Origin of the sequence: Methylibium sp. (assembly GCF_965279545.1) — a bacterium.
Taxonomy (GTDB): Bacteria; Pseudomonadota; Gammaproteobacteria; order Burkholderiales; family Burkholderiaceae_C; genus Methylibium.
Map to the genome: position 1 here is coordinate 3,465,175 of NZ_OZ257250.1, position 16,981 is coordinate 3,482,155.

The 16,981-nt window shown below is 68.4% G+C and carries 15 protein-coding genes; 1 reads left to right on the forward strand and 14 read right to left on the reverse strand.

Annotation, left to right across the window (positions count from 1 at the left end; all coding sequences use genetic code 11):
* Positions 1 to 146 precede the first annotated feature (146 nt).
* The 7 genes from ACQY9S_RS16295 to ACQY9S_RS16325 form a co-directional block, all read right to left on the reverse strand.
* Complete coding sequence (locus ACQY9S_RS16295; protein ID WP_428421044.1) at positions 147 to 1,538, reverse strand: alpha,alpha-trehalose-phosphate synthase (UDP-forming); 1,392 nt, start codon at positions 1,536 to 1,538, stop codon at positions 147 to 149.
* Between the two features lie 20 nt (positions 1,539 to 1,558).
* A complete protein-coding gene (locus ACQY9S_RS16300; protein WP_428421045.1) occupies positions 1,559 to 3,355 on the reverse strand; it encodes a glycoside hydrolase family 15 protein in 1,797 nt (598 codons plus the stop codon).
* Between the two features lie 6 nt (positions 3,356 to 3,361).
* On the reverse strand, positions 3,362 to 4,120 hold the full coding sequence (gene otsB / locus ACQY9S_RS16305; protein WP_428421047.1) for a trehalose-phosphatase: 759 nt from the start codon (positions 4,118 to 4,120) through the stop codon (positions 3,362 to 3,364).
* Between the two features lie 120 nt (positions 4,121 to 4,240).
* Positions 4,241 to 6,379, reverse strand: a complete 2,139-nt coding sequence (locus ACQY9S_RS16310; RefSeq protein WP_428421048.1) for a peptidase domain-containing ABC transporter — start codon at positions 6,377 to 6,379, stop codon at positions 4,241 to 4,243.
* A gap of 14 nt (positions 6,380 to 6,393) precedes the next feature.
* Entirely contained in the window at positions 6,394 to 7,551 is a 1,158-nt protein-coding gene (locus ACQY9S_RS16315) for an HlyD family efflux transporter periplasmic adaptor subunit (protein ID WP_428421050.1), read from the reverse strand.
* A 214-nt stretch (positions 7,552 to 7,765) separates the two neighbouring features.
* On the reverse strand, positions 7,766 to 7,930 hold the full coding sequence (locus ACQY9S_RS16320) for a hypothetical protein (RefSeq protein ID WP_428421052.1): 165 nt from the start codon (positions 7,928 to 7,930) through the stop codon (positions 7,766 to 7,768).
* Positions 7,931 to 8,061: 131 nt separating this feature from the next.
* Positions 8,062 to 8,856: a helix-turn-helix transcriptional regulator gene (locus tag ACQY9S_RS16325; RefSeq protein WP_428421053.1), complete on the reverse strand. Its 795-nt coding sequence runs from the start codon at positions 8,854 to 8,856 to the stop codon at positions 8,062 to 8,064.
* Between the two features lie 81 nt (positions 8,857 to 8,937).
* Between ACQY9S_RS16325 and ACQY9S_RS16330 the strand changes: the two genes are divergently transcribed.
* On the forward strand, positions 8,938 to 9,390 hold the full coding sequence (locus ACQY9S_RS16330; protein WP_428421055.1) for a hypothetical protein: 453 nt from the start codon (positions 8,938 to 8,940) through the stop codon (positions 9,388 to 9,390).
* Between the two features lie 22 nt (positions 9,391 to 9,412).
* On the opposite strand, the gene ACQY9S_RS16335 is transcribed toward ACQY9S_RS16330, so the two are convergent.
* The 7 genes from ACQY9S_RS16335 to ACQY9S_RS16365 all read right to left on the reverse strand — a co-directional run bounded on the left by ACQY9S_RS16335 (position 9,413) and on the right by ACQY9S_RS16365 (position 16,839).
* Positions 9,413 to 9,883 (reverse strand): GNAT family N-acetyltransferase, encoded by a 471-nt coding sequence (locus tag ACQY9S_RS16335; RefSeq protein ID WP_428421057.1) that lies wholly within the window; start codon positions 9,881 to 9,883, stop codon positions 9,413 to 9,415.
* A gap of 38 nt (positions 9,884 to 9,921) precedes the next feature.
* Positions 9,922 to 11,115, reverse strand: coding sequence for an ABC transporter permease (locus ACQY9S_RS16340; RefSeq protein ID WP_428421059.1), 1,194 nt, complete (start codon positions 11,113 to 11,115; stop codon positions 9,922 to 9,924).
* Complete coding sequence (locus ACQY9S_RS16345) at positions 11,112 to 11,897, reverse strand: ATP-binding cassette domain-containing protein (RefSeq protein ID WP_428421060.1); 786 nt, start codon at positions 11,895 to 11,897, stop codon at positions 11,112 to 11,114. The genes ACQY9S_RS16340 and ACQY9S_RS16345 overlap by 4 nt, the downstream gene beginning before the upstream one ends.
* Positions 11,894 to 13,387, reverse strand: coding sequence for an alpha/beta fold hydrolase (locus ACQY9S_RS16350; RefSeq protein ID WP_428421062.1), 1,494 nt, complete (start codon positions 13,385 to 13,387; stop codon positions 11,894 to 11,896). The genes ACQY9S_RS16345 and ACQY9S_RS16350 overlap by 4 nt, the downstream gene beginning before the upstream one ends.
* A 37-nt stretch (positions 13,388 to 13,424) precedes the next feature.
* Entirely contained in the window at positions 13,425 to 14,186 is a 762-nt protein-coding gene (locus ACQY9S_RS16355; RefSeq protein ID WP_428421064.1) for a sulfite exporter TauE/SafE family protein, read from the reverse strand.
* A 377-nt stretch (positions 14,187 to 14,563) separates the two neighbouring features.
* Entirely contained in the window at positions 14,564 to 16,204 is a 1,641-nt protein-coding gene (locus ACQY9S_RS16360) for a GMC family oxidoreductase (protein WP_428421066.1), read from the reverse strand.
* Positions 16,201 to 16,839 carry a MarC family protein gene (locus ACQY9S_RS16365; RefSeq protein ID WP_428421068.1) on the reverse strand — a complete coding sequence of 213 codons (639 nt, stop codon included), beginning with the start codon at positions 16,837 to 16,839 and terminating at the stop codon, positions 16,201 to 16,203. Before ACQY9S_RS16365 ends, ACQY9S_RS16360 begins: the two co-directional genes overlap by 4 nt.
* Positions 16,840 to 16,981 lie beyond the last annotated feature (142 nt).

Genomic DNA, 16,981 nt, shown 5'->3' on the forward strand with positions numbered 1-16,981 from the left:
AAGCCTCAATTTTAAGCAGCCCGCATCCGGCCGTCTGCCGGTGAGGACTCGCGCCATCTCGATCGCGGAAGGGTGCGCCGAAGGCGGTCCTACTTCCATCGTCCGCATCGATCACGAAGACAGCCGGCGTCACCGGCCGCAAGCGCTCACTCGGGTGCGCGCTCGGCCTGCTCCAGCGCTTGCAGGAAGTTGCGGCGCCAGCGGTGCACGTCGTACTCCCGCACGCCGGCCAGCAAGACCTGATGGCGATCGATGCGCTCGGCCAGCGGCATGCGCAGCGCCCGTTGCACCGCCGCGGCCGTGGCGCCGATGTCGTACGGATTGACCAGCAGCGCCTCGTGCATCTGCTCGGCCGCGCCGGCAAAGCGCGACAGCACCAGCACACCGGGATCCTGCGGATCCTGCGCCGCGACGAACTCCTTGGCGACCAGGTTCATGCCGTCACGCAGGGGCGTCACCAGCGCGACGCGCCCGGCCCGGTACAGGCCGGGCAGGCGCCGCCGCGCCAACGTGCGATGGATGTAGCGCACCGGCATCCAGTCCAGCTCGCCGTACTCGCCATTGATCAGACCCGACAGGCCTTCGAGTTCGCTGCGAATGTCGGCATAGCTCTCCACGCCTTCGCGCGTCGGCGTCGCCACCTGGATCAGGGTCGCGCTGTTGCGGTTCTCGGGGTAGTCGGCGAGCAATCGATGGAAAGCCCGCAGCCGCTGCGGCAGGCCTTTCGAGTAGTCCAACCGGTCCACGCCGATCAACAGCTGTCGCAAAGGGTATTGGCTGCGCAGCGTCTCGCGCGTCTCGATCGATTCCGGCGTCTGAGCCAGCGCCAGGAACTCATCGACGTCGATGCCGATCGGGAAGGCCCGCGCGCAGACCTGCCTTCCGAAAGCACGGTAGTGGTCCTTGCCCAGCGGCTCGGCGCCGGCCTCGATGGCGACATAGCGCGAGAAGTGGGCCACGTCGGCCTCGCTCTGCAGCCCGATCAGGTCGTACGCGAACAGCGAGCGTATCAGCGAGTCGTGCGCCGGGATCGCGGCCATCACCAGCGGCGGCGGCATCGGGATGTGCAGGAAGAAACCGATGCGCTGACCACAGCCCAGCGCTCGCAACTCCGCCGCCAGCGGGATCAGGTGGTAGTCGTGCACCCAGATCACGTCGTCCGGGCGCAGCAAGCTGCTCAGCTTGTGTGCGAACAGGCGGTTGACGCGCTGGTATCCCTCGAAGTAGCCATCGTCGAACTGCGCCAGATCGAGCCGGTAATGGAACACCGGCCACAGCACACGGTTCGAATAGCCGGCGTAGTAGGCCGCGTGGTCGTCACTGCAAAGGTCCAGCGTCGCGAGCGTCACCTTGCCTGCTTGCTGCACGTGCAGCTCGCCCTCCCCGCGCGCACCGCCCTCGACGACCTTGCCGCTCCAGCCGAACCACAGGCCACCGGTCTCGGCGAGCGAGTCGCCGAGCGCGACCGCCAGACCCCCGGCAGCGGCTTTGCGCGGATCACCGATCCGGTTGGACACCACCACCAGCCGCGACGTCATGGCCTGTGCCCGGGTCGCGCTCAGATCACCGTGTCCCAGGGCACCGACAGCCGCATCGCGGCGTTGATCACGCCGACCATCGAATAGGTCTGCGGAAAGTTGCCCCACAGTTCGCCCGTTTTCACGTCGGTATCTTCGGACAGCAGCCCGAGCGCATTGCGCGACGCCAGCATGGCCTCGAAGATCTCGCGCGCCTGGGCACGCCGGCCGATGCGCACCAGCGCATCGATGCGCCAGAAGGCGCAGATGTTGAAGGCCGTCTCTGGTTTGCCGAAGTCGTCGGCCGCCTCGTAGCGGCGCATGTAGGGGCCGTCGCACAAGTGCGCTTCGAGCGCATCGACGGTCGCGACGAAACGCGGATCGCGCGGATCGATGAAGCCCACCTCGGCCATCAGCAGCACGCTGGCGTCGAGGTCTTCGCCGCCCAGGCTTTCGGCGAAGGCCTGACGCTTCTCGCTCCACGCCTCACGCAGCACGCGCTCGCGGATCACCTCGGCGCGACCACGCCAATGCGTCTCGCGCTCGGGCAGACCCAGACTGACGGCGATCTTGCCGAGCCGGTCGCAGGCGGCCCAGCACATCAGCGCCGACGAAGTGTGCACCCGCGCACGCGTGCGCAATTCCCACATGCCCGCATCGGGCTGGTCATGCACGAGCCAAGCCTGCTCGCCAACAGCCTCGAGCCGCGCGAAGTCGTCGGCATCGGCGCGCCGGAACAGGCGCAAATCGTGGAAGGACTGCGAAGCGCCGAGCAGGACATTGCCATACACATCGTGCTGCGCATGCGTGTGCGCCTGGTTGCCGCGGCGCACCGGGCCCATGCCGCGGTAGCCGCGCAGATGATGGAGCTCTTCCTCGGGCAAGTCCTTCTCGAGGCCCAGGCCGTACAGTGGCTGGATGAAGCCGCCGCGTGCGTCACGCACCACGTTGTGCAGCCAGCGCAGATAGTCCTCCATCGTCTCCAGCTCGGACAGGCTGTTGAGCGCACGCACCACGAAGAAGGCGTCGCGCAGCCAGCAATAGCGGTAGTCCCAGTTGCGTCCGCTGTCCGGTGCCTCGGGAATGCTGGTGGTCATCGCCGCGACGATCGCGCCGGTCTCGTCGAACAGGCACAGTTTCAGCGTGATCGCGGCACGGATGACGGCCGCCTGCCACTCCAGCGGCAAGGCCAGCCGGCGGGTCCAGGTGCGCCAGTAGAGCGAGGTCTGCTCTTCGAAGTCGCGCGCCACTTCGGCGGCACCGCGCTCCAGGGTTTCGTCCGGACCCAGCAGCAGGTTCAGGGGCGCCGCCAGCGAAAACCAGGTCTCGTCCTCGATGTAAGTGATCGGCGCGTCGGTCGTCAGCCTCAGCGTACCGCTCGGACTGGCATAGCGCAGATGATGGCTGCCGCGCGCGACCTGGGGTGCGATCCGTCCCCAGTCGGCGCGCGGCCGCAGGCTGATGCGCACCCGCGGATGACCGTGCAGGGGGCTCACGCGGCGCACCAGCATGGCGGGACGGAATGTGCGGTCGCGGCTCAGGAAGCGCGGCGCGAAATCGGTGATCTCGATCGCGTCGCCATCAGCGCCGAACAGGCGTGTGCGCAGGATCGCCGTGCCCTCGTCGTAGGCTTGCTCACTGCGCACGAAGTGCTCGACCTCGATGCACCAGCTGCCATCGGCCGGCCAGGCTCCCGGTGTGTCGATCAGCGCGTGGAATGCAGGGTCGCCGTCGAAGCGCGGCAGGCAGCACCAGACGATGCGCGCCTCGCGGTCGATCAGGGCGCTGATCGCGCAGTTGCCGACCAGACCCAGTTCGAGTGATGCCGCGCCGCTCAAGGGATTTCACCCCGTTGGAGGGAGCGGGCACGACCACTGCTGCAGCGCGGCTTGCAGCCAGACCCGCACCGCCTCCGGACCACTCAGCCGGCACTGCGCACCGCTCGGCCCAGCGCCTATCTTGATGCCGAGACCCCCGACCGCCTGCACCGCCGCGAAGCCGTCTTCGTCGGTCGCATCATCACCGACGAACACCGGCCGGCGCCCCGCAAAAGCCGGATGCGTCAGGAACTCGTGCACCGCGTCCGCCTTGGTCGCGCCACGTGGCTTGACCTCCACGACGCATTTGCCGATCAGCACGGTCCAGTCGGCATGCGGACGCGCCGCGGCCAGCATCATGCGTGCGCACATGTCGCCCAGGTGGGGCGCATCGCGGTAGTGCAATGCCAGCGCCGCCGGCTTGTGCTCGAGCCGCAAATCGGGCGAACGCGCGACCAGTCGTTCGACCCGGTGAACCAGCTCGGCCGGCAGTGCGCCCGCGAGCACGCGCGTGTGGCCGGCGGCATCGCGCCGCTCGACGCCGTGCACGCCGGCTGCCGGCAAGCGCAGCGGCGCGAGCCAGGCATCGAGTTCGGACAGCGGACGACCGCTCACGAGTGCAAGCGCGCCATCGAGCGCGTCTTGCAGGCGCTGCAGGGTGGGCACCAGCCAGGCTCCAACTTCGATGCGATCGGGGCGGGGTGCAATGGGCACCAGCGTACCGTCGAAATCAAGGAACAGGGCCGACCGCCGATCGAGCTCAGGGGGACGCAGGCTGTCTTCCATCACAGCCGGTACCTTAACAAAGTCGTCGAGGGCCGGCGCACAAGGTGCCCGAGAGCCGCAGCGCCCCGCTGCGGGTTTCGATTCATGCGGGGCAGCGAGCGCCTGGCCTGCGGCGTACGCTCAGATTCCCGGCTCGGATTGCGCCGTGTTCGCCACGCTGCGCAAGTCCTGCGCGACGCGGCCCTGCTGCAGCACGATCACGCGGGCAGCGGCGGCAATCGTCTCGGGCCGGTGCGCGACGATCACGCGCGTGATGTTCAGGCCACGGATGGCCTGGTTGACTTGGCGCTCACGCTCGACGTCGAGCGCGCTGGTCGCCTCGTCGAGGAACAGGATGCGCGGTCGCTTGTACAGCGCGCGCGCCAGCAGGACGCGCTGCCGTTGCCCGCCCGACAGGCTCGCGCCCATGTCGCCGATCAGCGTGTGATAGCCCATCGGCAGCGCCTCGATCTCGTCGTTCACGCAGGCCAGCCGAGCACACTCCTCGACCCAGGAGGCATCGGCCTGCGCGTCGAAGAAGGCGATGTTGTCGGCAATCGAGCCAGCGAACAGTTGGTCGTCCTGCATCACGGTACCGATCATGCTGCGCCAGCGCGTCAGCCCCAGTTGCACCAGCGGCAGACCACCGACACTGATCTCGCCGGTCTCGGGCGCGTGGATGCCGAGCATGAGCTTGAGCAAGGTGGTCTTGCCGCAGCCCGAAGGCCCGACGATCGCGACCGACTCGCCCGGCTCGACGCTCAGGCTGCACGCCTTGAGCACCTCCGGCTCGGTGTCGGCATAGCGAAAGCTCACGTCGCGCAGTTCGATCCGCGGCGCGATGTCGCGCGCCATGTGCAGCCCTTCGCCCTGGGCCTCCGGCGTGGCAAGCACGATGTCGGCCAGCCGCTCGCCCTGCAGCCGCAGCATCTTCAACTCGATCGCCTTGTCGATCAGTGCACTGACGCGTTGGGCGAACTGCTCCTTGAACGCCAGGAACGCGAACAGCATGCCGACCGTGAAGTGCTGGTCCATCACCAGCAAGGCCCCGACACCGACGACCGCAATGCGTTCCAGTCCGAACACCAGCTTGTTGAGCACACCGAAGGCGAGCTCGAGCTTCTTGATCGCGATGTCGGCGTTCATCGCATCGACCACCAGATTCATGAAGCGCGCGCGGCGCTCGTCCTGACGGTTGAACAGCTTGATGGCCTGCACGCCTCGCAGCGATTCGAGGAAGTGCGTGGAGCGCTTCGCGTCGTGCACGATCGCCTCTTCGGTCGCGTCGCGCAGTGGCGTGAAGAACGCCCAGCGCAGCAGCGCATAGAGGGTCACCGCGCCGAGAGCGATCGCCGTGAGCGTGCCGCTGTAGATCCACATCATCGCCAGCGTCGCGACCACCAGCAGCCCGTCGAGCACGGCCTCGATGAAGCTGGTGGTCAGCGTCTGCTGGATTTTCTGGATCGCCCCGAAGCGTGACATGACGTCGCCCGCGTGACGCTTCTCGAACCACTCGACCGGCAGGCGCATCAGGTGTGCGAACACATTGCCCAGCCACTGCAGGTTGAGCGTGCTCGACAGGTAGAGCACGGCCCAGGAGCGCAGGGCGCCGGTGGCGACCTGCAGGAGAACCAGCAGGCCGAAGCCGATCACCAGCGTGAGCAGCAGATCGCGGTCCGAGCTGAGCAGCGCACCATCCACCACCCACTGCAGGAAGAACGGCGCCAGCAGCATGAAGACTTCGAGCGCGAGCGCGAGCGCGAAGATCTGCGCCAGCGAGCGCTTCAGGCCCCTGACGGGTCCCAGCAACTGGCGCAGGCTCACGTGCTGGCGTTCGGTCCGGGGCTCGAAGCCGGTGCCGGGCATCAGTTCGAGCACCACGCCCGTGAAGTGGCGCGACACTTCGGCCAGCGACAGGCGCCGCACGCCGTGCGCGGGGTCGTGGATGACCGCGACCCCGCGCCTCACTTTCGCCAGGACCACGAAGTGATTCAGATCCCAGTGCAGGATGCAGGGCAGCTGCAACTGGGACAGGTGCTCGAGTTCTGCGCGCAGAGGCCGCGCGTTGAGCCGCAACTGCCCCGCCATGGCCACCAGATCGGCCAGCGTCACGCCTTTCAGCGACAGCGAGAAGCGCTGGCGCAAGGTCGGCAGGTCGCTGCGGTGGCCGTGGTGCGAGGCCACCATCGCGAGGCAAGCGAGACCGCACTCCGCCGCCTCGGTCTGCAGGATCATCGGCAAGCGCGAGGCCCCGAAGCCCATGCGCAAGGCGCTCAGCATGGAACCGCGCACCCTCAGCTGCGACCGGCCGCCACGCGGCCGGTGAGCCCGAGCAGGGGCTCGAACAGCCACTCGATCAGCCGGCGGCGGTCGAGTTGCACGTCGGCTTCCAGCTGCATGCCGGCCGACAGCGCCTGGAGCTGTCCGTAGGCCGGCACGCTCTGCCGGTCCAGTGCCACGGTGATGCGATACAGCGGCTCGCCGCTGACGGTGGAGTAGTTGGCCACACCGGCCAGCGGCACGCCGGCCAACTCGGCGGCCTGCAGTGGCGTGCGCGACACCTGCAGCACCTGGCCCGTTTGATGGCCGAACTTCTGGTACGGGTAGGCCTCGTAGCGCAGCAGCACCGCCTGCTCCGGTCTTACGAAACCGAGCGCACTCGACGGTGCATACAGGTGGGCCTGCAGCCGTGCGTCGGCCGGGACCAGGCTGGCAAGCGCCGCTGCGGGCGAAACCGCCTGCCCCGGGTCGGCCAGGACCGCACCGAGCACGCCATCCGACGGAGCGCGCACGACGATGCGCTGACGCGCCTCGGTCTCTGCCGCCTCCTTGGCCACAGTGGCGAGGTCGCGCTCGAGTTCACCTGTTGCGACCTGCGCCCGCAGAGGCAATTCGCGGCGCTGAACCTCGAGTGCCCCGATCTCGCGCAGCTGAGTGGCTCTTTGCCGCTCCAGTCCTTGCAACTGCGCCTGCACAGCCAGCACCTCTTCGGACTTGGCCTGAACCTGGGCCGAGGAGATGAAGTTTTCCGCGCGCAGGGATTCGAGTCGGGCCATGGCCTGTTCGGCCAGGTTCAACCTCTGCCGGTGCAGCTGGGTTTCGACCTGCAACTGCGCCAACTCGGTGCGCCGGTCGGCGATCTGGCGCTCCAGCGCCACCCGCTGCGCGTCGAGCAAGGCCGCCTGCTGCTGCACTGCCCCCTGCAAACTGCGCTCCTTGACGGCAAGGCTGCGCTGCACCGACGCCTGAGCGTCGCCACCGGTGATCGAACGGTCGACGGACAAGACAAACAGAACGTCGCCGCGCCGGACGGACTGGCCCTCGAGCGCATGGCGCTTGAGCACGATCGCCGCCTCCGGCGGCAGCAGCCGGATCACGCCCTGATCGGGCACCAGCACACCGGAAACCCGTGCCTTGCGCGTGTACTCGCCAAGACACAAGTAAGCGATCACCATCGCTGCAGCAACCACTGCACAAGCCGTGAGCAACGACAAGGACAAGGGGCGGATCAGCTGGATGCCGCCCAACCACGCTTGCCGGTGAGCCTCGACCGCTTCAGAACGAAAGAGAGGCGACGGCATGGCTCAGCGGTCTGCTGCCAGAGCGGACCCGACGGTTACTTCTCGTGCGCTGGCGACGGCGTCGGGGCGCCGCCAGCGACAGCCATCACCAACCGTTCTTCGGCGCAGGCACCTTGAGGCCACCACCGACCTGGCGCAACTGGCTCGCGTCCAGCGGTTGCGGAGCGGGCTGGGGCGCCACCTTCTGCTCGGCGCGCTTGGCTGCCTTGACATTGCTGAAACGTTCGGTGAATTGGCGGACGACGTGCATGACTGCTCCTGACTGGCCTAGAGACGCCGCCGAAGCGGCGGGCTGACCAGATTGAAACAGCCCCCACGATCAAGGGGTACTGGCAACTCTTACAGGGTGGAGGGAAAACCCCAGGCGCAGAAACCTCACCCTCAGCGAAGCAGGCCCAGCCGCAGCGCCTTCAGCACCGCCTGATGCTTGTTCGTGCATGCCAGTTTGTGCATGGCATTGCTGATGTGCAGCACCGCCGTGCGTTCGGAAATGCCCATGATCGCGCCCACCTCCCAGGCCGTCTTGCCGTCCATCGTCCAGCGCAGGCCGTCCAGCTCCCGTGGCGTCAACTTCGGCCGCTCGAGTTGCAGACGCTCCGGCACCAGCACTCGCATCGCCGTGTCTTGCGCATGCACGGCGAACAGCTGCAGGTCGGCAACGACGCGCGTCACCTCGCCACGGTCCTTGGGCAAGGCCTGGTCACGGTCCACGCCGATCACGAAGTGACGCCCTTCGGGCATGTGCAAGGCCAGACAGATGCCGGTGCGGAAGCCGAAACGGGCCTGCGCTTCCCACATCGCCCCTTGGCCGGCGGAAACGTAGGTGTTCTGATCCCAGATGATCGGCACGCTTTGGCGCTTGCAGTGCTGCATCACCGGATCCAAGCGCATGCTTTGCGGACTTTCTATCTCATCACGGAATGCATCCGGCGCGTTGTCGATGGCAACGAACTCCGTCCCGCCCACAGGATGGTCCACCACCGTGATGGCCGAGACCGTCTCGAAGCCCAGCAGCTTCGCAAAACGAACGACCTCCCCGCGAAATTCATCGCGGTTGCGCGCCTCGAGCACCGATTGATAGCTGCCTTGCAGCATCCCGTTGTCTATTCCTGTGTTGTCAATCCCGCTCCGTGAAGGAATCGATGTTCCGTCGTTCCGTACGGACGTCCCTGACAAGGTTTACAGCTGCCAATCACCGCCACGATCCACACACTTCCCCTCTCTGAAGCCGTTGCCGGGCGAGAGCCCGTTCTTATCATGATTCCTGCATGGACCGTTAGCGCGTGGCCGCCTGCATTGTGGCAGCCCGGCCGCGATGCGCCGCTGCACTTTGTGCACCTTGGCACGCATGTGTCGACTCGACTGAGCACGGATTGGCCCAGCATGGGTCAGACGGTGTGGGGCGGTCGCGCAGGCGACAGCGCCGCCGGCATTTCGTGGGATTGGATCGAGGTTGCCGAAGGCATCGTCGCCATCGCAGACCCGATGATGATGACCACCAACCTGCGCCTGCTCGGCTCCGAAGGCGAGGTGCTGACTGCGTATGAAGTGGCGCCGCATCTGAACAGGCTCGTGCACCGCCTGCCCTGGCAAGTCGAGGTGGGTCGCGTGCTCGAGCAAATGCTGCATCAACCGCAGCGACCGCAAATCCCGTTCACCGGCTTCACTTCGAAGTCGCTGTCCGTGGGCGCGGTCACTTGGCGCACGTGACGCTCACGGCCAGGGGCTCCGCTCAGCCGCCGCGCAGCATCTCGATGTGCGGCATGTCGTCTTCGAGGTAGGGCTCGCCGACACGGCCGAAGCCGACCTCCGCATAGAACGGCTCCAGCCGCAGCTGGGCCGAAATGCGAAGGCCCTGCCCGGGGAACGACAGCGCCGCGTACGCCACGGCTCGCTGCACCAGGGCCCGGCCCACACCGGTTCCACGTGCGCCGGCCGTCGTCAGCACCCGGCCGATCGACGGCTCGCCGTACTTCACGCCGGGATCGACGATGCGCGCATAGCCGAGCAACACACCGCCCTCGCGCCAGGCGGCGAGGTGGGCCGAGCGCTCGTCGACTTCGTCGGCATCCTGGAACACGCAGTTCTGCTCGACCGCGAACACCTGCTGGCGTGCGATATGGATGCGCTGCAGTTCGAGTGGCGACAGTTCGTTCAGACGCGCACAGCGCCAGATGATCGAGGGGGCAAGAGGCTTTTCCATCGCGACCGATGATGCCGCACCAGCCCGGCGCACGAACTTCAGCGGACCGCCGCCACCCGCAGCCGGCGCGCGATGAAACCCAGGCACAGGCCCGTCAACAGCGCGCTCACCGCCAGCGGCGCGGCCACGTCCATGATGGACAAGGTCTGGCCGCGCAACACCCGGTTCATCAGCGTGTGCTGCGCCAGTGCCGGCAACCACACGAACCAGGGCTTCTCCCCGCCCTGGTTGAAGAGCGCCAGCAACGGCAGCAGCGACACCGCCAGGATGACCACGGTGTTGTTGGCCTGCGCCTCCTTGAAGCTCCTGCAACGGATCGCCACGGCCATCATCACGGCCGACAGCGACGCCGCCAGCGGCAACAGCACAACGAGGAAACCCAGCGCCTCGCGCGGACCGAACAGGAACAGGGAGCGCAGCGTCTCGCTGCGGATCAGCCACTGCGCGGGCAGGAAACTCAGCACACTGAGCAGTGCGATCAGCATGCTCACTGCAGCAACGGCACCCCACTTGCCGATCACCAGCGCCAGCGGCGCTGCCGGGTTGGTCAGCAAGGGCTCGAGCGAGCCGCGCTCGCGCTCGCCGGCCGTCGTGTCGAGCGCCGCGTTCAGCGCACCATAGAGCACTGCCATGATCACGAAGAAGGGCAACAAGCCCGTGAACTGCGCGGCGCGGCTGCGCGAGCTCGCCAGGTCGCGCTCCTCGACGTCGAGCGGCTGCAGCAGTGCGCCGGGCACGCCGCGCACGGCCAGCACGAGCGCGCCGCGCTCGCGGTTGAATGCATCGAGCAGCCGCACCAGCCGGCCGGTGCCGGTCTCGGCCTGCCGGTTGCTGCTGTCACTGACCAGCAGCACCTCGGGTGCCTCGCCGGCCGCCAGTCGGCGCTCGAAATCCTCGCCGATCACCAGCACCGGTTCGCCCAGCCGCGCATCGCGCAGTCGCGCCTCGTAGTCAGGCGGCGCCGGCTCGACGCGAAAGGTCTGTCGCTCGAAGAAGTTGCGCAGCGTCGGCGCGTGGTCGATCCCCTGCGCCACCACCAGGCGCTGCTCGGCCCGCGACTCCAGCGACGCGACCAGGCCCGACAGCAACACCAGCACCAGCGGACCCATCAGCACCGAACTGAGCAGCACCGTCGCCAGCGTGCGCCGGTCGCGCAAGGCGTCGACGATCTCCTTGAAGAACACCGCACTGGCACCGGCCAGGGGCGCGGGCCCGCGACGACGGCGCTTCATGCACGAACCCCATGCTCTTGCGCGAACGCCAGCTTCACGAAGGCCTCTTCGAAGTCGCGCTCACCGGTTTGCTCGCAGAGCTGCGCCACCGTGCCCGCCGCCACGGTGCACCCGTGGGCGACGATGACCACCTCGTCGCACAAGCGCTCCACCTCCTGCATGATGTGGCTCGACAGCACGATGCACTTGCCGCCTCCGGCGGCGCCGCACAAGTGCTTGAGCGCCTCGCGCAGCGCGCGGGTGGCCAGCACGTCGAGCCCGTTGGTCGGCTCGTCGAGGATGATGTTGGCCGGGTCGTGAACCAGCGCGCGCGCCAGCGCCGTCTTCATCCGCTCGCCCTGGCTGAAGCCCTCGGTGCGGCGGTCCAGCAGCGGCGCCATGTCCAGCGTCTCGGCGAGGGCTTCGGCACGTGCCTGCGCAGCGTCGCGCCCCAGGCCGTGCAAGGCCGCGTAGTAGACGATGTTCTCGCGCGCCGTCAGACGCGGGTAGAGTCCACGCGCATCGCTCAGCACGCCCATGCGGCGCAGCGCCCGCCGAGGCTCGCGCAGCACATCGATGCCATCGACGTCGATCGTGCCGGCGTCGGGTGCGATCAGCCCGGCCACCATGCGCAGCGTCGTCGTCTTGCCGGCGCCGTTGGGGCCCAGCAGCCCGGTGATACGGCCGTTGGCGGCGGCGAAACCGACCTGCTCTACCGCGACCACCGGTGCCGCCCCGGCGCCCGAGAACCACCTGCCGGGCGGTGCCGCGAACCGTTTCTGCAGCGACTCGACGCGAATCACCGTGCAACCCCGGGGGAGGCGAGTTCGGGCCGTGGCGGCTCGAAGGCCGGCGGCCGCGGCAGCCGCACCAGGCAAGTGGCATCCGCGGCCAGTGCCTGTGCTTCGGTCTCGGCGTCGATGAAGCGGTGCACCACCTCGCGCGCGCAGCCGATCGCCATCACGCCGTGGCCGGCATTCGGCACGACGACGTGGCGCGCCTTGGCCCCCAGGGCCTTCACGACGCGCTCGCCGTGACGGGGCGGCGTCACGGGATCGAGCGTGCCGCTGAAAGCCAGCACCGGCGCCGGACTCACCGGCAGGCTGTAGAACGCCGGCGGCACGTTGCCGCGCGGCCAGTCCCGGCACAGCGTCACGTAGGGCCTGAGGTAGACGGCGGCCAGTCCGGCCGGTGGGGACTCGCCGGAAAGGCCCCTCCGGTCTTCCGCGCAGACCACCGAGAAGTGCATGCCTTCGAAGAGTCGCGTCGCCCGCGTGCCGCCTCCCGGCCCCCCGGCCAGGCCGACCAGCGCCGAGTAGCGGCCCGCGGCGGCCTCATCGATTGCGAACGGCAGCGCCGCCGCGAGCCCCGGTGCGTACAAGGGCCCGCGCACGGCAGAGGCCAGCAGGTCGGGCGTGATCGTCACGCCGGCCGGCCGGCCGTCCAGGGGGTCGATCACGCTCGCGGCCTGTGGTAGCGCGGCCAGCAGGCCGCGCCAGTGCGCGCGCAGCTGCGGATGGCGCGCCTGGCAGGCTGGCTCCCGCTCGCAATCGGCGAACAACTGGTCGAGAGCGGCCTGGACATCCTGCCCCATGCTCACGGGCAGGTCCATGTCCGGTGGCACGACCCCATCGATCACCATCCGGCGTACGCGGTTCGGAAACTGCCGCAGATAGTCGAGCGCCGCTCGCGTGCCGTACGAGCCGCCCACGAGGTTGACCTGCGGGGCACCCAGCGCCGCACGCACCGCGTCGGCATCGGCCATGGCAATGCTCGTCGTGTACTGGCGCAGGTCGCCATGCGGCAGCGCGCGCAGCGTGGCCAGACAGGCCGAAAGCCGCTGGATGGCCCGCTCGGCGTCGACCCGCTGCACCAGCGGCAGCCCGTCGTCGCTGTCGCATGCCAGCGGCGCGGAGCGGCCGGTCCCGCGCTGATCGATGAACACCAGATCGCGCCGGTTGTTCAGTCGCTGGAACAGCGGCAGCACGGTACCGGCCAGTGCGATCGCGCTCTGTCCGGGTCCGCCGGCAAAGAAGAAGACCGGGTCGGCCAACTTGTAGCGCGCCGCGGCCGGCACGAGGACGTAGTGCACCGCGATCGTGGGTCCCGCCGCCTGCGCGGGGTTCAAGGCCCGCGTCACGCTGCCGCACAGCACCTCGTGCTTCAAGCCCTTGACGCGGCAAGGCGCGGGCGCGGCATCGCCGGCGTCGCCAGGCCTGCCGGCCGCGCCCGCCGCCCCGGCGAGCCACAGGGCGCAAAGGCACACCACCACGCGGATGAATCGGCATCTCATGCGCCGCGATTCTGCGTGAGGCACCGGCGCACCGTGCTCAGCGCAGGAACGCGTCGTAGGCCGTCTTCGCAATGAGGCCCGCGACCACGAGGATGAAGACGCCGCGCACGAAGCCGGCACCGTGCCGCAGGGCGAGCCGCGTGCCGAGCAGGCTGCCCATCACATTGGCGACCGCCATCACGGCGGCGATGTGCCACCACACATGCCCGGTCCACGCAAAGGCCGCGAGCGCGGCGAGATTGGTCGCCGTATTCAGCAGCTTGGCGCTGGCGCTGGCATGCAGGAAGTCGTAGCCGAGCAGGCGCACGAACAGGAACACGAAGAAGCTGCCGGTGCCCGGACCGAAGAAGCCGTCGTAGACACCGATCACGGCGCCGATCCCCGACGCCCAGACCGCTTCGCGGCGGCCGCTGTGCCGCGGCCGGTGCACGCGGCCCAGGTCCTTTCGGGCCAGCGTGTACAGCAGCACCCCGAGCAGCACGAAGGGCAGGGCACGCCGCAAGCCGTCGGCCGGCACCAGCGTCACCGTCCAGGCGCCGGCGAGGCTGCCGGCCAGCGCCGCCGCTGCGGCGGGCAGCAAGGCATGCCAGGCCAGCGCAACCCGCTTTGCGTACTGGACCGAGGCCCAGGCCGTCCCCCAGATCGCGGCGCCCTTGTTGGTACCGAACAGCGTGGCCGGCGCCGCGCTCGGGAACACACCGAACAGCGCCGGCACCAGGATCAACCCGCCGCCCCCGACGATGGCATCGACAAAGCCGGCGAACAACGAGGCGAGGGTGACGGCGACAAGGTCGATCATGAAGAACCGGAGGGCATGCGGCCGGCTGGGGCGGGCGGGAACGGCCGCCGCGGATCATGCCCCGCAACCGGGTACCCGGCCGCCGGACCGACGCGAGCGAAGCACAAATAAAAGAGCGCCGGGGGTACCGGCGCTCTTGACGCGAAGCGGATGGGCCCGCGTTCTTCGTTTCTTGCATGCTGGCGGTCGTCCACTCCGCCACTGTCTTCGCTTGTCTCCTCGATCCCCCGCCTGACGGGCAAAGCCCGCCGCGAGTGAGCGCACTATAGGTAGCGTCCAAGCGCACCGCATCGGGGTTTACCGCAGCATGTTGGTGCGGCGGCACAGCTTGAAGACCGGCCCGCTGGGTCGTCGACGCCGGCCTCGTGTCTGGCCTTTCAGCCCCGATGAGCGTGGTCGGCGCAGATCCACTGTGCCGCCTTCTCCGCGATCATCAACGTCGGACTGTTCGTGTTGCCGCTCGTGATGGTCGGCATCACACTCGCGTCGACCACCCTCAGACCGGCCACCCCGCGCACCCGCAGTCGCGCGTCGACCACGGCGTCGGGGTCATCAGCGCGCCCCATCCTGCAGGTGCCGACCGGGTGAAAGATCGTCGTGCCGATATCGCCGGCCAGCCGCGCCAGCTCGGCATCGCTCTGGAACTGCGCGCCGGGCTTGATCTCCTCGGGCCGGTACCTGGCCAGCGCCGGCTGCGCGGCGATGCGCCGCGTCACGCGCAGGCTGTCGGCCGCGACCTGGCGGTCCGCAGGCGTCGACAGGTAGCGCGGCGCAATGGCCGGAGCGTCCTCGAAGCGCGGGCTGGCGATGCGGACCGAGCCGCGGCTGGTCGGGTTCAGGTTGCAGACACTGGCCGTGAACGCGTCGTAGCGGTGCAGCGGCTCACCGAAGGCCTCTAGGCTCAGCGGCTGCACGTGGTATTCGAGGTTCGGCCAGACTTGCTCGGGCGACGAACGCGTGAAGGCACCGAGCTGCGACGGCGCCATGCTCATCGGCCCGGTGCGCCGGAGCGCATATTCGAGCGCGATGCGCGCCTTGCCCCACCAGGACGCGGACAGGGTGTTCAAGGTGGGTACGCCCTGCAGGCTGAACACGGCGCGGATCTGCAGGTGGTCTTGCAGGTTCTCGCCGACGCCGGGCAGTTCGTGCTGCACGTCGAGGCCGAACTGCTTCAGCAGTGCCGGCGGCCCGAGACCGGAGAGTTGAAGGATCTGCGGCGAACCCACCGCCCCGGCACTGAGCAGCACCTCCGCGCTCGCCTTCACGATCTCGATGCCGTGCGGCGTCTGCACCTCGCAGCCGGTGCAGCGCAAGGCGCCGCCGGCTGCGCGCTCGAGCAGCAACCGGGTGACTTGCACGCCGGTCCACATTTCGAAGTTCGGCCGCCCGTAGCAGGTCGGCCGCAGGAAAGCCTTGGCCGTGTTCCAGCGCAAGCCGGCGCGCTGATTGACCTCGAAGTACCCGACGCCCTCGTTGTTGCCCCGGTTGAAGTCGGCGCTCGCCGGGATGCCGGCCTGCTGCGCAGCCTGCGCAAAGGCCTCGAGCACCTCCCAGCGCAGGCGCTGCTTCTCCACACGCCATTCGCCGCCCGCGCCGTGCATCTCGTCGGCGCCGGCGTGATGGTCTTCGTGCCGCTTGAACACCGGCAGGCACTCGTTCCAGCGCCAGCTCTCGTCCTGGCAGAGGTCCGCCCAATGGTCGTAGTCGCGCGACTGCCCGCGCATGTAGATCATGCCGTTGATGCTGGAACAGCCCCCCAGGACCTTGCCGCGCGGATAGCGCAACGAGCGGCCGTTCAGGCCCGGATCGGGCTCGGTCTCGTAGAGCCAGTCGGTGCGCGGGTTGCCGATGCAGCGCAAGTAGCCGACCGGGATGTGGATCCAGTGGTAGTCGTCGCTACCGCCGGCCTCCAGCAGCAGCACGCGCTTGGTCGGGTCGGCGCTCAGCCGGTTGGCCAGCAGACAGCCGGCGGTCCCGGCGCCGATGACGACGTAATCGAAACACGGCGCCGCGCTCATCGCGGGATCGCCGAGGCCAGCACCGGAAACAGCTTGGCCAGTCCCTCGGCCATGATCTCCACCGCCATCGCCGCCAGGATCAGGCCCATCAGCCGCGTCATCACGTTGATGCCGGTCTTGCCCAGCACCCGGGCGATGCGGCTCGAAGCCATGAAGGCCAGGTAGACCGCGGCGCCGATCACGACGCCGTAGAGCACCAGCGTACCCAGCTGCCACCAGTGGCGCGTGCGCTCCGCGTAGATGACCATCGTCGAGATGGTCGCCGGGCCGGTCAGCAGCGGGATCGTCAGCGGCACGACCGCGATGCTGGCGCCGGCATCGGCCTTCTCGGTGCCTTCGCTCACGTCTTCCTTGCTGGTATCGGCCGGCTGGGCGTTGAGCATCTGCAGCGAGCTGATCAGCAGCAGCGTGCCGCCGCCCACCTGGAAGGAGGCGATGCTGATGCCGAAGAACTCGATGATCTTCAGTCCCGCCAGCGCACTGACCGCAATCACGACGAACGCGCTGAACGCACTGACGCGAATCGTGTGCTGACGCTGCTGACGGTTGAATCCGGTGGTGAAACTGATGAAGAAGGGGATCGCGCCGATCGGATTCACGATTGCCAGGAGCGCGATCAAAGGTTTCAGGTCCATCGCGGGATTCTCAGGCCGCGATCAATCGCTTGTCGATCGCCGCCCGTGGCACCCCTCGGTGAGGGACCGTTGGAGACCTGCAGACAGCACCGCGACCGATCGACTCCGATACAACACTCCAGAGGCCCATTTCACCGAAAGT